14 protein-coding genes are annotated in these 17,665 nt (G+C 73.5%); 10 read left to right on the forward strand and 4 right to left on the reverse strand.

Translation table 11 applies throughout. From position 1 onward, the window contains the following. Nucleotides 1-101: 101 nt before the first annotated feature. Nucleotides 102-4,097: a type VII secretion protein EccCa gene (gene eccCa / locus ACZ4Z3_RS02105; RefSeq protein WP_468499226.1), complete on the forward strand. Its 3,996-nt coding sequence runs from the start codon at nt 102-104 to the stop codon at nt 4,095-4,097. Nucleotides 4,098-4,245: 148 nt separating this feature from the next. Further along, nucleotides 4,246-5,649 carry a DUF6177 family protein gene (locus ACZ4Z3_RS02110; RefSeq protein WP_468499227.1) on the forward strand — a complete coding sequence of 468 codons (1,404 nt, stop codon included), beginning with the start codon at nt 4,246-4,248 and terminating at the stop codon, nt 5,647-5,649. Here the strand turns inward: ACZ4Z3_RS02110 and ACZ4Z3_RS02115 are convergent. The 4 genes from ACZ4Z3_RS02115 to ACZ4Z3_RS02130 all read right to left on the reverse strand — a co-directional run bounded on the left by ACZ4Z3_RS02115 (nt 5,609) and on the right by ACZ4Z3_RS02130 (nt 9,225). Continuing rightward, complete coding sequence (locus ACZ4Z3_RS02115) at nt 5,609-6,019, reverse strand: hypothetical protein (RefSeq protein WP_468499228.1); 411 nt, start codon at nt 6,017-6,019, stop codon at nt 5,609-5,611. The two genes, ACZ4Z3_RS02110 and ACZ4Z3_RS02115, sit on opposite strands and share 41 nt — an antisense overlap. Before the next feature lie 64 nt (nt 6,020-6,083). After that, nucleotides 6,084-6,881, reverse strand: a complete 798-nt coding sequence (locus ACZ4Z3_RS02120; protein WP_468499523.1) for a sugar phosphate isomerase/epimerase family protein — start codon at nt 6,879-6,881, stop codon at nt 6,084-6,086. A gap of 41 nt (nt 6,882-6,922) precedes the next feature. Next, nucleotides 6,923-8,077, reverse strand: a complete 1,155-nt coding sequence (locus ACZ4Z3_RS02125) for a dihydrodipicolinate synthase family protein (RefSeq protein ID WP_468499229.1) — start codon at nt 8,075-8,077, stop codon at nt 6,923-6,925. Next, nucleotides 8,074-9,225 carry a Gfo/Idh/MocA family protein gene (locus ACZ4Z3_RS02130; protein ID WP_468499230.1) on the reverse strand — a complete coding sequence of 384 codons (1,152 nt, stop codon included), beginning with the start codon at nt 9,223-9,225 and terminating at the stop codon, nt 8,074-8,076. Before ACZ4Z3_RS02130 ends, ACZ4Z3_RS02125 begins: the two co-directional genes overlap by 4 nt. Before the next feature lie 318 nt (nt 9,226-9,543). On the opposite strand from ACZ4Z3_RS02130, the gene ACZ4Z3_RS02135 reads away from it, so the two are divergent. From ACZ4Z3_RS02135 to ACZ4Z3_RS02170, 8 genes are all read left to right on the forward strand, one after another. Further along, nucleotides 9,544-10,587 carry a LacI family DNA-binding transcriptional regulator gene (locus ACZ4Z3_RS02135; RefSeq protein WP_468499231.1) on the forward strand — a complete coding sequence of 348 codons (1,044 nt, stop codon included), beginning with the start codon at nt 9,544-9,546 and terminating at the stop codon, nt 10,585-10,587. A gap of 399 nt (nt 10,588-10,986) precedes the next feature. Next, on the forward strand, nt 10,987-11,187 hold the full coding sequence (locus tag ACZ4Z3_RS02140; protein ID WP_468499232.1) for a CsbD family protein: 201 nt from the start codon (nt 10,987-10,989) through the stop codon (nt 11,185-11,187). A gap of 509 nt (nt 11,188-11,696) precedes the next feature. Further along, nucleotides 11,697-12,686 (forward strand): iron-containing redox enzyme family protein, encoded by a 990-nt coding sequence (locus ACZ4Z3_RS02145; protein ID WP_468499233.1) that lies wholly within the window; start codon nt 11,697-11,699, stop codon nt 12,684-12,686. Nucleotides 12,687-12,762: 76 nt separating this feature from the next. Next, nucleotides 12,763-13,458: a HemK2/MTQ2 family protein methyltransferase gene (locus ACZ4Z3_RS02150; protein WP_468499234.1), complete on the forward strand. Its 696-nt coding sequence runs from the start codon at nt 12,763-12,765 to the stop codon at nt 13,456-13,458. Next, on the forward strand, nt 13,439-13,705 hold the full coding sequence (locus ACZ4Z3_RS02155; protein WP_468499235.1) for a CDGSH iron-sulfur domain-containing protein: 267 nt from the start codon (nt 13,439-13,441) through the stop codon (nt 13,703-13,705). The genes ACZ4Z3_RS02150 and ACZ4Z3_RS02155 overlap by 20 nt, the downstream gene beginning before the upstream one ends. A 30-nt stretch (nt 13,706-13,735) precedes the next feature. Next, nucleotides 13,736-15,262 carry an FAD-dependent oxidoreductase gene (locus tag ACZ4Z3_RS02160; RefSeq protein WP_468499236.1) on the forward strand — a complete coding sequence of 509 codons (1,527 nt, stop codon included), beginning with the start codon at nt 13,736-13,738 and terminating at the stop codon, nt 15,260-15,262. A gap of 101 nt (nt 15,263-15,363) precedes the next feature. Beyond that, nucleotides 15,364-16,170: a sugar phosphate isomerase/epimerase family protein gene (locus ACZ4Z3_RS02165; protein ID WP_468499237.1), complete on the forward strand. Its 807-nt coding sequence runs from the start codon at nt 15,364-15,366 to the stop codon at nt 16,168-16,170. A 348-nt stretch (nt 16,171-16,518) separates the two neighbouring features. Continuing rightward, entirely contained in the window at nt 16,519-17,469 is a 951-nt protein-coding gene (locus tag ACZ4Z3_RS02170; protein WP_468499238.1) for an MHYT domain-containing protein, read from the forward strand. Nucleotides 17,470-17,665: the final 196 nt, after the last annotated feature.

Raw genomic sequence — 17,665 nt, forward strand, 5'->3', positions numbered from 1 at the left:
CACGGCTCCGCGGTGGACGCCCGCCCTCATGACACCGCGACGCACGACCACGCTCACCACACCGCGACGCACGACCACCCATGGAAAGAAGGGGTCCGTCCGTGACCCAGCAGTTGGTCCATCGGCCCGCGCGCAGTACCCGCCCGCTCGGGGCGGCCGAACCCCGCACCATCGAACCTCCGCCCAACCTCCCGGAGGGCAAGGCGGGTTCGGCGGCGACGGCGCTGTTGCCGATGGCGGGGGTCATGGGCTCCGTCGTGATGATGACCGTGATCCGCAGCAGCCAGTTCGCGGCGCTCGGCGCTGTCGTGCTGGTCTTCGCGCTGCTCGGCGCGGTCGCCCTGTTCCTGTCGCAGCGCGGCAAGGCGCAGCGCACCCGGCGGGCGCAGCGCGAGCGGTACCTGGAGTATCTGGAGGAGCTGCGCGAGGAGTTGGGGGCGAAGGAGCGCGAGCGGCGGACGCTGGCCCGGGTGCTCGATCCGCCGCCGGAGGCCCTCTACGACCTCGCGCGGGACCCGGCGCGGCTGTGGGAGCGCCGGCGGCGGGACGCGGACTTCCTGCGGGTGCGGGTCGGCACCGGTGACGTGCCGGTGGCGGAGCTGGCCATCGGGCAGAACCAGGGCGGTGTGATGACGCCGCCGGACCCGTTCATGCTGAACGAGGCGCGTGCCCTGTTGGCCCGTTACGCGGTGGCCGACGACTGCCCGATCACCGTGCCCCTGGACCGCGCGGGCAACGTCAGTGTCGTCGGCGACCGGGAGGGTGTGCTGCGGGTCGCGCGGGCGCTCCTCGTCCAGGTCGCCGTGACGCACGCTCCGGACGACGTGGCCGTGGCGCTCGGGGTGCCCGGCGAGCGGCTGCCCGACTGGGAGTGGGCGAAGTGGCTGCCGCATGTGCTGGACGGCCAGGAGCACGACGGGCCGGTGGCCGCCCGGCGGATCGCGCCCAGCCTGGCGCAGCTGGCCCGGCACTTCCGCCATGAGCTGGGGCGGCGCGCCTCGTACGCGGCGGAGGTACGGCGCGGGCTGGCCGACCGGGGCGCCCTGCGGCTGGCGTCCCGCATGCTGGTGGTGAGCGACGAGTACGGGGAGACGGCCGCCGAGCTGCCGCTGCCGGACACGGCGGTGGGGCTCGGCGACATGGGCGTCACGGTGCTGCATCTGCTGGAGCGGCAGGTGCACGAGCCGGACCAGGTGTCGGTGCGGATCACCGTCCGGGGTGACCAGGTCGTCGTCGAGGACCTCCGGGAGGGGGCGCACGCGGTCGCGCGGGGCTCCTCCGACGACGTGACCGCCGCCGGGGCCGAGGGTCTCGCGCGGTTGCTCGCGCCGCTGCGGCTGTCGGCGGAGTCGGCGGCCGAGGGCACCCCGGTCACCGGGCCCGTAGACTTCCCCGTACTGCTCGGCGTCGACGACCCGGCCGTACTGGACCTGGAGCGGCTGTGGGCGCCGCGCGGCGAGCGGGAGTTCCTGCGGGTGCCGATCGGCCTGACGGACCGTCATGAGCCGGTGCTGCTCGACCTGAAGGAGTCCTCCGAGCTGGGCATGGGCCCGCACGGGCTGTGTGTGGGCGCGACGGGGTCCGGCAAGAGCGAGCTGCTGCGCACCCTGGTGCTGGCGCTCGCCGCCACCCACCCTCCCGAGGACCTCGCGCTCGTCCTGGTCGACTACAAGGGCGGCGCGACCTTCGCCCCGTTCACCGGGCTGCCGCACGTGGCCGGTGTGATCACCAACCTGGAGAACCAGGCGGGGCTCGTCGAACGCGTGCACTCCAGCCTCGCCGGTGAGGTCAAGCGGCGGCAGCAGGTGCTGAAGGACGCGGGGAACGTCGCCGACATCGGGCACTACGCGGCCCTGCGGGCGAGCAGCCGCCCGGACCTGGAACCGTTGCCGCACCTGTTCGTCGTGATCGACGAGTTCGGTGAACTGCTCACCGCCAAGCCGGACTTCATCGACCTGTTCCTCTCCATAGGCCGCATCGGCCGCTCCATCGGTGTGCATCTGCTGCTGTCCAGCCAGCGCATCGAGGGCGGCAAGCTCAAGGGCCTCGACACCTATCTGTCGTACCGGCTGGGCCTCAGGACGTTCTCCGCCGACGAGTCGCGGACCGTCCTCGACACCACCGACGCCTTCCATCTGCCGCCGCTGCCGGGCTTCGGCTACCTCAAGGTGGACACCTCGACGTACGAGCGGTTCAAGGCGGGGTACGTGTCCGGCGCCTACCGGGGTCCGGCGCTCGCCGCACGGGAGGACGACGACACGCCGCTCGCGTGGCCGTACCCGGCGTACAACACGCTCGGCGGCACGCCGGCGGCGGGCGACGCGCCCGAGGAACCCAAGGCGACCAAGCGGGAGACCGGGCCGACGGTGATGTCGGTGATGGTCGACCGGCTCGCCGGGGCCGCGCGTCCGGTGCGGCGGATCTGGCTGCCGCCGCTGCCGGACGCGATCACGCTGGACGCGGCGGCCGGGCCGGTGGGTGTGGACGAGCGCGGACTCCAACTCGCCGCACGCCAGGGGTCGTTGCGGGTGCCGCTCGGGGTGCTGGACGACCCGGCCAAGCAGTGGCAGGGCCACTGGGTGCTCGATCTGACGGTCGCGGGCGGACACGCGGCGGTGATCGGCGGCCCGCAGTCCGGCAAGACGACGCTGCTGCGGACCCTCGCGCTGGCGCTGGCGGCGACCCACACGCCCGCCGAGGTCGCCCTCTACGGCCTCGATCTGGTCGGCGGCGGTCTGTCCGCGCTGGCCGGGCTGCCGCACGTCGGCGGGATCGCCGGGCGCGCCGACCGGGAGCGGGCGGCGCGGACGGTCGCCGAGGTGCGGACGATGCTGATCGAGCGGGAGGAGCTGTTCCGCGAGCACGGCATCGACTCCGTCGACCAGCTGCGCCGCCTCCGCGCCCAGGGCGAGCTGCGGGAGCTGGGCTCCACCGACATCGTGCTGCTCATCGACGGGTTCGGGGCGTTGCGCGACGAGTTCGCCGAGCTGGACGACACGGTCGTGGACCTCCTGAAGCGGGGCGGCGGCTACGGCATCCACGTCGTCGGCGGCATGCTCCGCTGGAACGACGTGCGGATCGCGACGCAGTCGATGTTCGGCACCCGGATCGAGCTGCGGCTCAACGACCCGAGCGATTCCAGCGTCGACCGCAAGCTCTCGCAGACCCTGGCTCCCGACACGCCGGGGCGGGCCCTCACCGACGGCAAGCTGTTCGCGCAGGTCGCGTTGCCCCGCCTGGACGGACGGCCGTCGACGGGCGACCTCGGTCCGGCGCTGGAGGACGCGGCCCGGACGATCCGCTCCACCTGGCACGGCGAACTGGCGCCGCCGGTAAGGGTGTTGCCGACCCGGCTGCCCGCCGACCGGCTGCCGTCGCAGGTCGCCGAGCCGGGCCGCGTCCCGATCGGCGTCGACCAGGACGCCCTCGCGCCGGTGCTCCTGGACCTGTTCGGCTCCGACCAGCATCTGCTGGTCCTCGGCGACAACGAGTGCGGCAAGACGAACCTGCTGAAGCTGATCGTGGACCGGCTGGTGGAGCGGTACTCCGAGGAGGAGCTGGTCTTCGGTGTGTTCGACCCGCGGCGCGGGCTGCGGGGCGTGGTCCCGGAGCCGTACCGGGGCGGTTACGCGCACAACGCGAAGCTCGCCGTCGGGCTGGCGTCCGGGATCGCGACCGAGCTGGAGAAGCGGATGCCGGAGAGCGCCGATCCGGACGCGGTGACCGACGAGCCCGCCTTCGAGGGGCCGCGCATCGTGATCCTCGTCGACGACTACGACATCCTCACCACCGCCGGGCAGCAGCCGCTGGCGCCGTTCCTGCCGTATGTGTCGTCGGCGCAGGACATCGGCCTGCACTTCGTGATCGCGCGGCGGACGGCGGGCGCCTCGCGGGCCGTCTACGAGCCGCTGCTCCAGACACTCCGCGAGACCGGCACGGCGGCGCTGCTCATGACCGGCGAGCGGAGCGAGGGCCAGCTCTTCCCCGGCCTGTACCCGTCCGCGCAGCCGCCGGGCCGGGGCACCCTGGTGCGCCGGGGCCGCGCCCACCAGCTGATCCAGACGGCGCTGTCCGCCGAGGAGGCCGCCCCCAGGTGACGGCTCAGCCGGGCCGACGCCCGCCCATCACCGCCCCGAGGGGAGCGAGGGGAACACACCGCCCCGCGCCCGCCCCGACGGGACCACGCCCACCCGTGGCGGACCCGTCAGGACGGGCTGTCACGACCACCGAGAAGGACGACCGCACGTGACCAAGGACGTCATCGCTCTCACCCCGACGATGCCCGACGTGTGGGCGCTCATGGCGAGTCTGTACGCGGGCGGCTCCGACCTGGACCTGTCGGCGGCGGCCGACGGGGCGGTCGTCCAGCTGCACGGCCCCGGCGGGCGCCCCCTGGTGTCCGTGGAGTCGCCGCTGCTGGTGCGGGTGCCGGGCGAGGCGGAGCGGCTGCTCGGGCAGAGCGCCGAGGCCCCCTACTGGTGGACGGAGGCACGGGCCTCCACGGCGGTACCCGAGGCGGAGAAGCTGGCCGGGGTGGTGTGCGGCCGGCTCAATGCACTGCTGGGCGGCACGACCTGGCCGGCCGGGGCCGCGAGCACGGAGGCCGTCGACGTGTCGGCCGTGCCGTCGGCGGGGGCCGGGCAGCCCGCCGTGGACGTCGTCACCGAGAACGCGGCGGTCGTCCTCGTCGACCGCCCGGTGGTGGCGCTGACCAGCTGGCTCGCCGAGATCATGCGGACGGCCGTGGCGTCCCGGCGGTCCCTGCAGATCGTCACCCCGCCCGGGGTCCGCCTGAGCGCCCCGGCCCGGACGACGCTCGCCCGGGTGCCCAACCGGTGGGTGGTGCGGGACCCGGAGTGCGGCTACTACGACGGTCTGTCGGGGGCGGTGCTGCGCTGGCAGGACGGGGCGTTCTCGCCCGCGCTGTCCGAGGACGGGGCGGCGACGGTGGCCGCCGCGTTCACGCGCCGCGCGGAGGAGGCGCCGGGCCGCCGGCTGATCGTCGCGATGCGTACGGCGCACCGGCCCGACGAACGGCTCCTGCTGGGCGGCGCGCTGGAGACGGCGTGGGAGGCCCTGACCGGCTCGGCGCCCGGCGGCTGGGGCACTGCGGAGCCCGTCAACCTCCCGTGGTCACCGCGTCAGTTGACGGACCTGGCGCGGGAGCGGATGCCCGAGCCGTCGCAGCTGATCGTGGTGGGGCGCCCCGAGCGCCGGGCCATCGCGACGCTACGGGTGACACGGACGACGAAGGGCGTGGAGGAGGACATGGTCCTGACCGTCGGGTTCGCGGAGGGCGAGGAGCTGCCGCTGGACCGGGTGCGGGCGCTGGCGGAGGAGCTGGTCACCAGGCACTCCCTGCGGACCATGCTGACGTCCGTGCAGGCGGCCCCCGCCGACCTCGCGACCGCCCCGCGCCTGGAGGGCCCGCCGCTGCCGGCCGCCTTCACCCTGGGCCCCGACGACGTCCACACCATCGGCCCCGACCACGCCCGCCGCACCCCACTCGACCAGCCCCCCACAGCCCTCGGCCCGACGACCCGCCCGGCCCTGCACTACGCCCTCGGCGACGGCGAGGACCCGGCGTCCTGGGAACGGCTCCAGCGGCTCACGGCGCATCTGCGGTCGGGGACGCCGAGCGGGACGTGACCGGGACGGACCGCCCGGGCGGGATGCCGAGAGCGCGGAAGATCTCCGCGGCCTCCCGCCGGTACGGAGCCGGGTCCTCCTCGCCGGTCGCGTCGACGGCGCGGCCGAGGATGTCGAGGGTCTCGGCCTGGGCCCTGCGCCAGCCGGTGCCACGGTGCACCGCCAGGGCCTCACGGGCGTGGGCGGCGGCGACCGCGGCTTCGCCGTGCAGCAGTTCTGCGCGGGCCAGGGCGGTGAGGGCTTCGCCCTCCACGTCCGGCGGCGCCGCCGGTCCCCGGGGCCTAGCCTCACGGGCGTGGGCGGCGGCGACCGCGGCTACGCCGTGCAGCAGTTCTGCGCGGGCCAGGGCGGTGAGGGCTTCGCCCTCCACGTCCGGCGGCGCCGCCGGTCCCGGGGCCTTCTCCGTGCCCCCGGGGACCGAACGGCGGCCCGCTTCAGCCCGCGTGCTCCACGAACCGCTGCGCCGTCTGCGCGAGCAGCGCAAGCCCGTCGCCCGCCCACAGCTCGTCGTTGAACAACTCGACCTCGATGGGGCCTGTGTAGCCCGCGGCCTCCACGTAGCCCTTCCACTCGCGCATGTCGATCGCGCCGTCGCCGATCTGGCCGCGGCCGGTGAGTACACCCGCCGGCAGTGGGGTGATCCAGTCGGCGAGCTGGAACGTGTGGATGCGGCCGCCGGCGCCCGCGCGGGCGATCGCCGCGGGGGCCGTGTCGTCCCACCAGATGTGGTACGTGTCGACCGTCACACCCACCTGGTCCGCCGGGAAGCGTTCCGCGATGTCCAGGGCCTGGGCGAGCGTCGACACCACGCAGCGGTCCGAGGCGAACATGGGGTGGAGCGGCTCGATGGCGAGGCGGACGCCGTTCGACGCCGCGTACGGGCCCAGTTCGGACAGGGCGTCCGCGATGCGCTCCCGCGCCCCGTGGAGGTCCTTCGAGCCCTGCGGGAGGCCGCCCGAGACCAGGACCAGCGTGTCCGTGCCGAGCATGGCCGCCTCGTCGATCGCCTTGCGGTTGTCGGCCAGGGCCGCCGCCCGCTCCGCCGGGTCGATCGCCGTGAAGAAGCCGCCCCGGCAGAGGGTCGTGACCGTCAGGCCCGCGTCGCGGACCAGCTTGGCCGTCGCCTCCAGGCCGTGGGCCGCCACCGGCTCGCGCCACAGGCCCACGCCCGGGATGCCCAGCTCCACGCAGCCGGCGACCAGTTCCGGCATCGACAGCTGCTTCACCGTCATCTGGTTGATGGAGAAGCGTTCCAGTCCGGTAGCCGTGGTGCTCACTGGGCCACCCCGTACACGGACAGGAGGTTCTTCATCCGGGTCTCCGCCAGCGCCGGGTCCGGGAACAGGCCCAGGCCGTCGGCGAGTTCGTACGCCCGCGCGAAGTGCGGCAGGGAGCGGGCCGACTGGAGGCCGCCGACCATCGTGAAGTGCTTCTGGTGGCCCGACAGCCACGCCAGGAACACCACGCCCGTCTTGTAGAAGCGGGTCGGGGTCTGGAAGAGGTGGCGGGACAACTCGACGGTCGGGTCCAGGAGGTCCCGGAAGCCCTTCACATCGCCCGTGTCGAGGACGCGGACCGCCTCCGCCGCCAGCGGGCCCAGCGGGTCGAAGATGCCGAGGAGGGCGTGGCTGAAGCCCTTCTCGTCGCCCGCGATCAGCTCGGGGTAGTTGAAGTCGTCACCCGTGTAGCAGCGGACTCCGCTCGGGAGCCTGCGGCGGATGTCGATCTCCCGCTGGGCGTCCAGGAGCGAGACCTTGATGCCGTCGACCTTGTCCGGGTGGGCCGCGATGACCTCCAGGAAGGTCTCCGTGGCCGTGTCCAGGTCGGACGAGCCCCAGTAGCCCTCCAGCGCCGGGTCGAACATGGGGCCGAGCCAGTGCAGGACGACGGGCTCGGCGGCCTGGCGCAGCAGGTGCCCGTAGACCTCCAGGTAGTCCTCGGGGCTCGTCGCGGCGGCGGACAGTGCGCGCGAGGCCATCAGGATCGCCTGGGCGCCCGACTCCTCGACGAGCGCCAGCTGCTCCTCGTACGCCTTGAGGATCTCCGGCAGGAAGGCGGGACCCGTGAGCTGGTCGGTGCCGACGCCGCAGGCGATCCGGCCGCCGACGGCCTTCGCCTCGGCCGCGCTGCGGCGGATCAGCTCCGCCGCGCCCGCCCAGTCGAGGCCCATGCCGCGCTGGGCGGTGTCCATCGCCTCGGCGACGCCGAGCCCGTGCGACCACAGGTGACGGCGGAAGGCGAGGGTCGCCTCCCAGTCGACGGCCGCCGGGGAGTCCGGGGAGACGTCGGCGAAGGGGTCGGCGACGACGTGCGCCGCCGAGAAGACCGTGCGGGAGGTGAAGGGGGCGCCCGTCGTCAGGGCCAGGGGTTCGGGGCGGGGCGTGTAGGTCTTCAGCCCGCCCGCGCCGTCGGGGAGTCGGATCGTCACAGCTGGATCTCCGGTACGTCGAGGCGGCGGCCCTCGGCCGAGGACTTCAGGCCCAGCTCGGCGAGCTGGACGCCGCGGGCGCCGGCCAGCAGGTCCCAGTGGTAGGGCGCGTCGGCGTACACATGCTTGAGGAACAGCTCCCACTGCGCCTTGAAGCCGTTGTCGAACTCGGCGTTGTCGGGGACCTCCTGCCACTGGTCGCGGAAGGAGTAGGTGGCGGGGATGTCGGGGTTCCACACCGGCTTCGGGGTGGCGCTGCGGTGCTGGACGCGGCAGTTGCGCAGGCCGGCGACCGCCGAGCCCTCCGTGCCGTCGACCTGGAACTCCACCAGCTCGTCGCGGTTGACGCGGACGGCCCAGGAGGAGTTGATCTGGGCGATCGCGCCGCCGTCCAGCTCGAAGATCCCGTACGCGGCGTCGTCGGCCGTGGCGTCGTACGGCTTGTCCTGCTCGTCCCAGCGCTGCGGGATGTGGGTGGCGGTGAGGGCCTGGACGGACTTCACTCGGCCGAACAGCTCGTGGAGCACGTACTCCCAGTGCGGGAACATGTCGACGACGATGCCGCCGCCGTCCTCCGCGCGGTAGTTCCAGGAGGGGCGCTGGGCCTCCTGCCAGTCACCCTCGAAGACCCAGTAGCCGAACTCGCCGCGGATGGAGAGGATGCGGCCGAAGAAGCCGCCGTCGATGAGGCGCTTCAGCTTCAGCAGGCCGGGCAGGAACAGCTTGTCCTGGACGACGCCGTGCTTGATGCCGGCGGCGTGGGCGAGGCGGGCCAGCTCCAGGGCGCCCTCCAGGCCGGTGGCCGTGGGCTTCTCCGTGTAGATGTGCTTGCCGGCCGCGATCGCCTTCTTCAGGGCCTCCTCGCGGGCGGAGGTGACCTGGGCGTCGAAGTAGATGTCCACCGTGTCGTCGGCGAGGACCGCGTCCACGTCCGTGGACCAGTGCTCCAGGCCGTGCTGCTCGGCCATGGCCTTCAGCGCGTGCTCACGCCGGCCGACGAGGATCGGCTCGGGCCACAGGACGGTGCCGTCGCCGAGGTCGAGTCCGCCCTGCTCGCGGAGGGCGAGGAGGGAGCGGACGAGGTGCTGGCGGTACCCCATGCGCCCTGTCACGCCGTTCATGGCGATCCGTACGGTCTTGCGTGTCACGGCCGATCCCTTCGTGTTGTCTGCGTCGCTGATGTGTTCGTTGTGGTGCGTACGCGTCCGGCGCCGCGTACGCCCGGGGACCCGTGAAGAGGTGAGCGTGACAGCAAGCGCTTTCTATCTAGTGAGAAGCTAGCCTCTGAGCAGCGGTCCGGACAAGACCGTAGGGGGTTCGAGTTGTTCGAGGAGGCGAACGGTGATCGCGGTCGTATGGTTCCCCGAACGAGCCGCGCTGCCCTGTCCAGGGGTCGTCCGACCCACTGGACGTGCCGCCCGGCTCACGACGACCCGAACGAGACGCTCACCGGAGGCGAGTAAACGATGACAGTGACCCTGGCGGACGTGGCGGCCCGTGCGCAGGTGTCGCCCGCGACCGTCTCCCGGGTGCTCAACGGGAACTATCCGGTGGCCGCGTCCACGCGGGAGCGGGTGCTCAAGGCCGTCGACGAGCTGGACTACGTCCTGAACGGGCCCGCCAGCGCCCTCGCCGCCGCCACCTCCGACCTCGTCGGCATCCTGGTGAACGACATCGCCGACCCCTTCTTCGGGATCATGGCGAGCGCCATCCAGAACGAGATCGGCGGGCCGGGCGGGCGCGCGGGCGGGGAGCGGCTGGCCGTGGTGTGCAACACGGGCGGCTCTCCGGAGCGCGAGCTGACGTATCTCACGCTGTTGCAGCGGCAGCGGGCCGCGGCCGTGGTGCTGACCGGTGGGGCCATCGAGGACCCGGCGCATCTCACGGCCGTCGGCAACAAGCTGCGGAAACTGGCGGAGGCCGGGACGCGGGTCGTGCTGTGCGGGCGGCCGCCCACACCCGAGGCCATCGCGATCACCTTCGACAACCGGGGCGGCGGGCAGCTGCTCACCGAGCATCTGATCGGCCTGGGGCATCGGCGGCTCGGGTACATCGCCGGGCCCGAGGAACGGACCACGACCCGGCACCGCCTGGAGGGGCACCGGGCCGCGCTGGAGGCGGCCGGTATCGAGGACGACTCCAGACGGACCGTCTACGGACGGTACGACCGGCTCTCCGGGTACGAGGCGACGCTGGAGCTGCTGCGGCGCGACCCGACGCTGACGGCGGTCGTCGCCGCGAACGACACGGTCGCGCTGGGCGCGTGCGCGGCGCTGCGCGACTCCGGCCTGCGCATCCCGGACGACGTCTCGGTCGCCGGGTTCGACGACCTCCCGTTCAGCATCGACGCGGTGCCCGCGCTGACGACCGTACGGCTGCCGCTGGCGGAGGCGGGCGCCCGCGCCGGGCGGATCGCGATGGGGCGCGAGGAGGCACCGCACGGGGGCATCGCGACGGTACGGGGCGAACTGATGGTCCGGGGCTCGACGGGGTCACCGCGCGCGGAGTGAGGCGGGCGCAACCCCGCCGCGCGGCGGGTCGGTTCGGCGGCGGGCGCGGCGCCGGACGCCAACTCCAGCCAGGGCAGCCGACCTTGCTCCGGCAGGACCGCGATCAGGGCCGACGTCCCGTGCGGTCGGCTCGACGCGGGGCGGCGCGGTGGCGTGGTTGAGGTACGGGTGGTCGGTGGCAAGCCACCACCCCTTGGGGGCAGGTGAGTTGGCGGGAGGCGGTGGGCCCGTCATGGCGGTCGCCGGGGCCGGGCCCGGCGGGCATGCGGTCCGGTGACACACCCCGATGATCAGCACCCCGCACCAACCCGTCACGGACAGTGACGCTTCGACGCGCGACGGTGACGAGTTCGGCTTACGTTGAGGTGGAAAGCTTCACCCCACTCAGGAGGAAACACCATGGTCGCCAAGGGCAAGGGCAACATGGACAAGATCAAGGGCAAGGCCAAGGAGATGACCGGCAAGGTCACCGGCGACCGCGAGCAGCAGGTCGAGGGCAAGATGCAGCAGGCCCGCGGCGAGGCGAAGAAGCTCAAGGGCAAGGCCCAGGAGCGCGTCCAGGGCACGCGGCGCACGCCCTCCAAGGGCGAACGCGTCTGAGCATCGCCGACCGCGCGCCCGGCGCACGCCGAGCTGAGCCGGTGAAAGGGGCCCCGCGGCCGCGGGGCCCCTTTCCCGTGCGAGGGGGCCGGAACACGAAGCCCGGGCCCAGCGCGACGTCAGCCCGACCAAAGCGGTCCTGGCCCGACGCGCCGCAGGGCCCCCTCCCGTGCGACGGGGCCGGAACACGAAGCCCGGGCCCAGCGCGACGTCGCCCCCCCCGGAGCGGTAATCCGGGCGCGACGCGACGTCAGCCCGATCGGAGCGGTCCGGCGCGACGCTCGGCGGGGAAGCGGTGGCCAGGACGCCGCAGGCGACCCGTACCACCGTCGGCGTCAGGAGGCGATCGACCCCGCCCCCCTGCGCCCGGCCGAGTCCGGGGCCTGCCCCGCAGGGGCACGCCCCCGATCGTTCCCGGGCGGTGCCGTGTCGGGGTTCCTTGCGGGGGTGCCGGGCGGGGTGTCCGATCTTCGGGTGACTAATGGCGTGTCCTGGGGTACCCGGCGGCCATGGATGTCCGGTCGGAGGAACCGTCGCTGCCCGTGGGAAGGGGCCCGCTGTCGGATGCCCTCGTGGAGTGCCTGCGCGGGGGCGGGGCGCCGCCCGACGGGCGGGAGGTCGCGGGGGCCGACCCGTTCGGTGAGGATCTGCAGCTCGCGCTGTACCTCTGCTACGAGCTGCACTACCGGGGATTCGCGGGCGTCGCCGACGACCGCGAGTGGGACCCGGAGCTGCTGCGGTTCCGGGCCTCGCTGGAGTGGCCGTTCCTGGAGGCCCTGCGCGCCGTCGCGACCCGGCACAAGCGCGCCGACGAGGCGCTGGACGAACTGCTGGTCGAACCCGTGGACGGCACCGGCGTCAGCCGGTTCCTCGCGGACGAGGGCGAGCTGTGGCAGCTGCGGGAGTACGCCGCCCAGCGCTCCCTCTACCACCTGAAGGAGGCCGACCCGCACGCCTGGGTGCTGCCCCGGCTGTGGGGGCGGGCGAAGGCCGGGATGGCCGCGGTGGAGTTCGACGAGTTCGGCGGCGGCCGGGCCGACCGGGTCCACGCCCGTCTCTTCGCCGACCTGATGACGGACCTCGGGCTCGACCCGGCCTACGGCCGCTACGTGGACGTGGCCGGCGCCGAGATGCTCGCCCTCGTGAACCTGATGTCCCTCTTCGGGCTGCACCGGTCCCTGCGCGGCGCCCTCGTCGGCCACTTCGCGACCGTCGAGATCACTTCCTCCCCCGCCTCCCGGCGGCTCGCGAAGGCGATGCGGCGGACGGGGGCCGGGGCCGCCGCCGAGCACTTCTACACCGAGCACGTCGAGGCCGACGCCGTCCACGAGCAGGTCGTACGACACGAGGTCGTCGCCGGGCTGCTCGCGGAGGAGCCGCACCTGGACGCCGACGTGGCGTTCGGCGTGGATGCCACGAACCATCTGGAGGACGTTCTCGCCGACCGCTTCCTCGACGCCTGGCGGGCCGGCCGGTCCTCGCTGCGGGCGCCCCTCTGACACCGCCCCAGCACGGCAGCCGTTCGGCATCCGCTCGACCGGCCCCGCCCCTGTCCCCACACCCGGAGGCCGCACCGTGAACCCTCTCTCACCACCCGTCGCCCTGCCCGGGGTCTACGCCCCGCAGGACGACACCGAGCTCCTGGTGCACGCCCTGGAGCGGGAGTCGCTCGCGCCGCGGGCCCGGGTCCTCGACGTCGGTACGGGCACGGGCGCCGTGGCGCTAGCCGCCGCCCGGCGGGGAGCCCGGGTGACCGCCGTGGACATCTCCTGGCGCGCGGTGATCAACGCCAAGGTCAACGCCGTACTCGCGGGGCTGTCGCTGAGTGTCGTCCGGGGGAATCTGCTGGCCCCGGTGTCGGGCCGGTCCTTCGACCTGATCCTGTCCAACCCGCCCTACGTACCGGGTCCGGAACCGGAGCCCGGCCACGACGGCACCGGGCGGGCGGCCGCACGGGGCGCCGCGCGGGCCTGGGACGCGGGGTGGGACGGGCGGCTCGCCCTGGACCGGATCTGCCGGGACGCGCCCGCGCTGCTCGCGCCCGGCGGGGTGCTGCTGCTGGTGCAGTCGACGCTGAGCGACGCGGAGCGGACGCTCGCGCAGGTGCGGGCGGCGGGCCTGTGGGCCGAGGTCGTCGACCGCCGGTACGTCGCCTTCGGGCCCGTGCTGCGCTCGCGGAGCACCTGGTTGCGCGATCGGGGGCTGCTGGGGGACGAGGGGGACGACGAGAAGGAAGAGCTGGTGGTCATCCGTGCCGAACGACCCTGCTGAGCGCCGCCGCATCACCGTCCAGCGCCCCGGCCCCCTGCTGGTCGAGGGCCCCGTCGAGGTCACCACGGAGGACGGGACGACCGTGTCCTCGGACCGCTTCCGTGTGGCCCTGTGCACCTGCCGCCGCAGCCGGATCTACCCCTGGTGCGACACCAGCCACCGGCAGCGCTCCGGAGGCGGCACCGGCGCCGACCGGCGGCGGAGCACCCCCGACGGCCCACCCGACAGCCCACCCGACCCTCGCTGAGCCCTCCGTCCCGAAGGGAACCCGGCCGCCATGCACACCTACACGGGCAAGCAGAAGTCGTACTGGATCGACACCGCGCCCGAGACGAGCCCGCACCCGGCGCTCGACGAGAACCTCGTCGTCGACGTCGCCGTGGTGGGCGCCGGCATCGCCGGGATCAGCACGGCGTGGGAACTCGCCCGGACCGGCCGCACCGTGGCGCTGCTGGAGGCCGACCGGGTCGCCGCCGGGGTGACGGGCCACACCACGGCGAAGGTGAGCGCCCTGCACACACTGATCTACGACCGGCTGCGGCGCCACCGGGGCGCGGAGGCCGCGCATCTGTACGCGCGGTCACAGACGGCGGCGATCCGGCATGCCGCCGCGGTGGTGGAGGAACTGGGCATCGCCTGCGACTGGGAGGAGACGGAGGCGTACACGTACGCCGAGGACGAGCGTCGCGTGGACGAGCTGAGGGCCGAGGCGGAGGCGGCGCGGGAGGCCGGACTGCCGGCGTCGTTCGTGACGGAGACGGGGCTGCCGTTCCCGGTGGCGGGGGCGGTACGGGTGGCGGAGCAGGCGCAGTTCCATCCGCGGGCCTATCTCCTCGCGCTCGTCGACGACCTGGTGCGCCGGGGTGGTGCGGTCCATGAGGGGACACGGGTGACCGGGCTCAAGGAGGGCTCGCCGTGCCGGCTGACGACGGAGGCGGGGTTCACGGTGACCGCCGGGGACGTCGTGGTCGCCACGCACTACCCGGTGTTCGACCGGGCGCTGCTGTTCACCCGGCTCTCCCCGCGCCGTGAGCTGGTCCTGACCGCGCCGATCCCGGCGGCCGCCGACCCGCACGGCATGTACATCACGCAGGAGCAGCGCACCCGTTCCGCGCGCACCGCCCCGTACGGGGACGGACAACGGCTGCTGATCGTCACCGGGGAGCACTTCACGCCGGGCACCGGCAATGTGGAGGAGCGGTTCGAACTGCTCGCCGAGTGGGCCGTCGAACGGTTCGGGACGCTCGACTTCACCCACCGCTGGGCCACCCAGGACAACGACTCCACCGACTCCGTGCCGCTGGTCGGCCCCTTCCACGCGGGCAGCCGGCACACCTGGGTGGCGACCGGGTTCGGCGGCTGGGGCATGAGCACCGGCGTCATGGCCGGGCGGCTCCTCACCGACCTGATCGACGGGCGGAAGACGCCGTGGAGCGGCCTGTACGACCCGCGCCGCCTCCTCAGCGCGGTGCGGGAGGCGCCGGGCTTCCTCAAGCACCAGGCGCGGGTCGCCCGGCACTTCGTCGGCGACCGGCTCTCCCCGGCCTCCGACACCTCCTTCGACACGCTCGCGCCGGGTGACGGGGCGATCGTCCGGGTGGGTGGCCACCACTGCGCGGTCCACCGCGACGACGACGGCGTCCTGCACACCCTGTCCGCCCGCTGCTCCCACATGGGCTGCCTCGTCGCCTTCAACCGCGCGGAACGCGCCTGGGAGTGCCCCTGCCACGGCTCCCGCTTCGACCCGGACGGCCGCGTCCTCCAGGGGCCGGCGACGAAGCCGCTGGAACGCCGGGACATCTGACGAACGCCGTGTTCCCGCCGGGGACGAGGCGCGTGACCGTCCCCGGCGGCGGGCAACCGCAGGACGTACCGATCGACGAACGACGAGTAGGGTCCGAAGCCATGAAGCTTGCGTTTTCCACTCTGGGTGTGCCCGGTGTTCCCGTGTCGGAGGTCGTGCGGCTCGCCGCCGGGCACGGCTACCACGGGGTCGAGCTGCGCGCCCATCCCGAGGAGCCGGTGCATCCGGGGATCGGGAGCGCGGAACGGGACCGGGTGACCGCCGAGTTCAAGGCGGCCGACGTGGAGATCCTGGGGATCGCCGGGTACGCGAAGGTCGCCGCGCCGGGGGACGACGGGCCCGTGCTCGACGAGATCCGGGACCTGCTCGACCTGGCGCGGGACCTGGGCGCGCCCTTCGTCCGTGTCTTCCCCGGCGGCGACCCGGACGGCGGGCAGAGCACGGAGGAGGCCGACGCCGTCGCGGCCCGGCGGCTCGGCACGGCGGCACAGGACGCGGCCGACCGCGGGGTGCGCGTCCTGCTGGAGACCCACGACTCGCACCGCACCGGCGCCGACGCCATCCGCGTCCTCGGCCCCGTCGGCCACCACAGCGTCGGCGCGCTGTGGGACGTCATGCACACCTGGCTGGGCGGCGAGCAGCCCGCAGAGTCGTACGCCGCCCTCTCCCCCTTCCTCGGCTACGTCCAGGTCAAGGACATCGCCTCGGCGGAGGACACCACGCCGCTGCCGCTCGGCGCGGGTGCCCTCCCGCTCGGCGAGTGCCTGGACGTGCTCACCCGCAAGGAGTGGGACGGCTGGCTGTGCTGGGAGTACGAGAAGCGGTGGTACGAGACCGCCGCGCCACTGCCGGAGCTGCTGACGGCGGGCAGGGAGCACCTCACACGGCTGCTCAACGAGGCGGCCTAGGGTCCAGCAGAAGAGGCGCTGGACACGGTGCGGGCTCGTGACCGGGTGGGGTCCGGCCACGAGCCCGTGGTCCCGCGCTACTCGGTGATCCGCTTCTGTTCGAGACCCGGGTCCCGGGCGCGCGAGAAAGATCGCGACGGAACGTAAAACGCTGGCCTGAGCTTGAAGAATCAAGGTGCGCGGGGATTTTGACCGCGAATCAACACCGAGTCAGACAAAGCCGATCGCCCAGCGACCCGGTACCGCCAGTAACTCGTGGAAAACAGGAGCGCCTCGACCTCTCCTCATCGCAGACTTACCTCCCGCAATCAGCGCCTCAACTGGCCGAGTACCGGGGGGATTTGGCATATGCAAGGCACGGTCGACGGATTCAGCTACGGCGCGGTCACCCCCGTGGCCGCCTACATCATGGCGTGCCTCGGCGCGGCGCTGGGACTGCGCTGCGTCGTCAGGTCCGTCTACAACGAGCGTTCCTGGAAACCCGGTTGGCTGGCCCTCGGCGCGGCCTCGATCGGCTGCGGCATCTGGACGATGCACTTCATCGCGATGATCGGCTTCCGGGTCAAGGAGAGCCGGATCCACTACGACGTCACCCTGACCGTCCTCAGCCTCGCCGTGGCGATCGTCGTCGTCGGCATCGGCGTCTTCGCCGTCGGCTACCGGGGCGTCAGCACCGCCACCCTGTGCACCGCCGGCGCCGTCACCGGGCTCGGCGTCGCCGCCATGCACTACCTCGGCATGGCCGCCATCCAGCTCAACGGGTACATCGAGTACGACATCGCCGTCGTGGCCCTCTCGGTCCTCATCGCCATCGTCGCCGCGACCGCCGCGCTCTGGGCGGCCGTGTCCATCAGCGGCTTCCTCACCAGCCTCGGCGCGAGCATGGTCATGGGCGTCGCGGTGTCCGGCATGCACTACACGGGCATGGCGGCCGTGGGCGTCCATCTGCACGGCAGGGCCGGTGGCCCGCTGACCGGGGAGTCACCGACGTCGATGCTCCTGCCGATGCTGATCGGTCCGGTCATCTTCCTGGTCCTGGCCGGCGTGGTCATCATGTTCGACCCGCTGCTGGTACTGGGCGACGGGGAGTGGAACAAGGGGCGCGCGACGGCGCCCCGGCCGACCCGGGAACGGGTCGCCGCGGGCGGGGGACCGCGGGTACCGGCGGCCTGGCGCGGCGACCGCCCCGACCACCCACTCCCCCACCCGGACCCCGACGCGGGCTCCCTCTTCGAACGCCCGGCACGACGGGAGCGGGAGCCGGGGGGAACGGCGGGGCCGCGGGTCCAGGAGTGGTGAGTCCGGGGGTGGCGGGGGTTCAGTGCGGCTGGGTGGGGGCTGGTCGCGCCCACGCGGCGGAGCCGCATGTGTCACAGCCCCGCGCCCCCTGAAGGCTTCGGGCCTTCGGCCCGGCCTTCAACTGAAAAGCACGGGGCGCAGCCCCGGTCGCTTTTCAGGGGCGCGGGGAACTGCGCGAGAAACCACGACGAACCCG

It is taken from the genome of Streptomyces sp. NPDC030296, assembly GCF_055572815.1.

Bases quoted from the DNA above. Each gene is read 5' to 3' on its own strand.
- ACZ4Z3_RS02120 (WP_468499523.1), bottom strand. From the start codon at position 6,881: ATGACGGTGAAGCAGCTGTCGATGCCGGAACTGGTCGCCGGCTGCGTG.
- ACZ4Z3_RS02135 (WP_468499231.1), top strand. From the start codon at position 9,544: ATGACAGTGACCCTGGCGGACGTGGCGGCCCGTGCGCAGGTGTCGCCC.
- ACZ4Z3_RS02140 (WP_468499232.1), top strand. From the start codon at position 10,987: ATGGTCGCCAAGGGCAAGGGCAACATGGACAAGATCAAGGGCAAGGCC.
- ACZ4Z3_RS02145 (WP_468499233.1), top strand. From the start codon at position 11,697: ATGGATGTCCGGTCGGAGGAACCGTCGCTGCCCGTGGGAAGGGGCCCG.
- ACZ4Z3_RS02160 (WP_468499236.1), top strand. From the start codon at position 13,736: ATGCACACCTACACGGGCAAGCAGAAGTCGTACTGGATCGACACCGCG.
- ACZ4Z3_RS02165 (WP_468499237.1), top strand. From the start codon at position 15,364: ATGAAGCTTGCGTTTTCCACTCTGGGTGTGCCCGGTGTTCCCGTGTCG.
- ACZ4Z3_RS02170 (WP_468499238.1), top strand. From the start codon at position 16,519: ATGCAAGGCACGGTCGACGGATTCAGCTACGGCGCGGTCACCCCCGTG.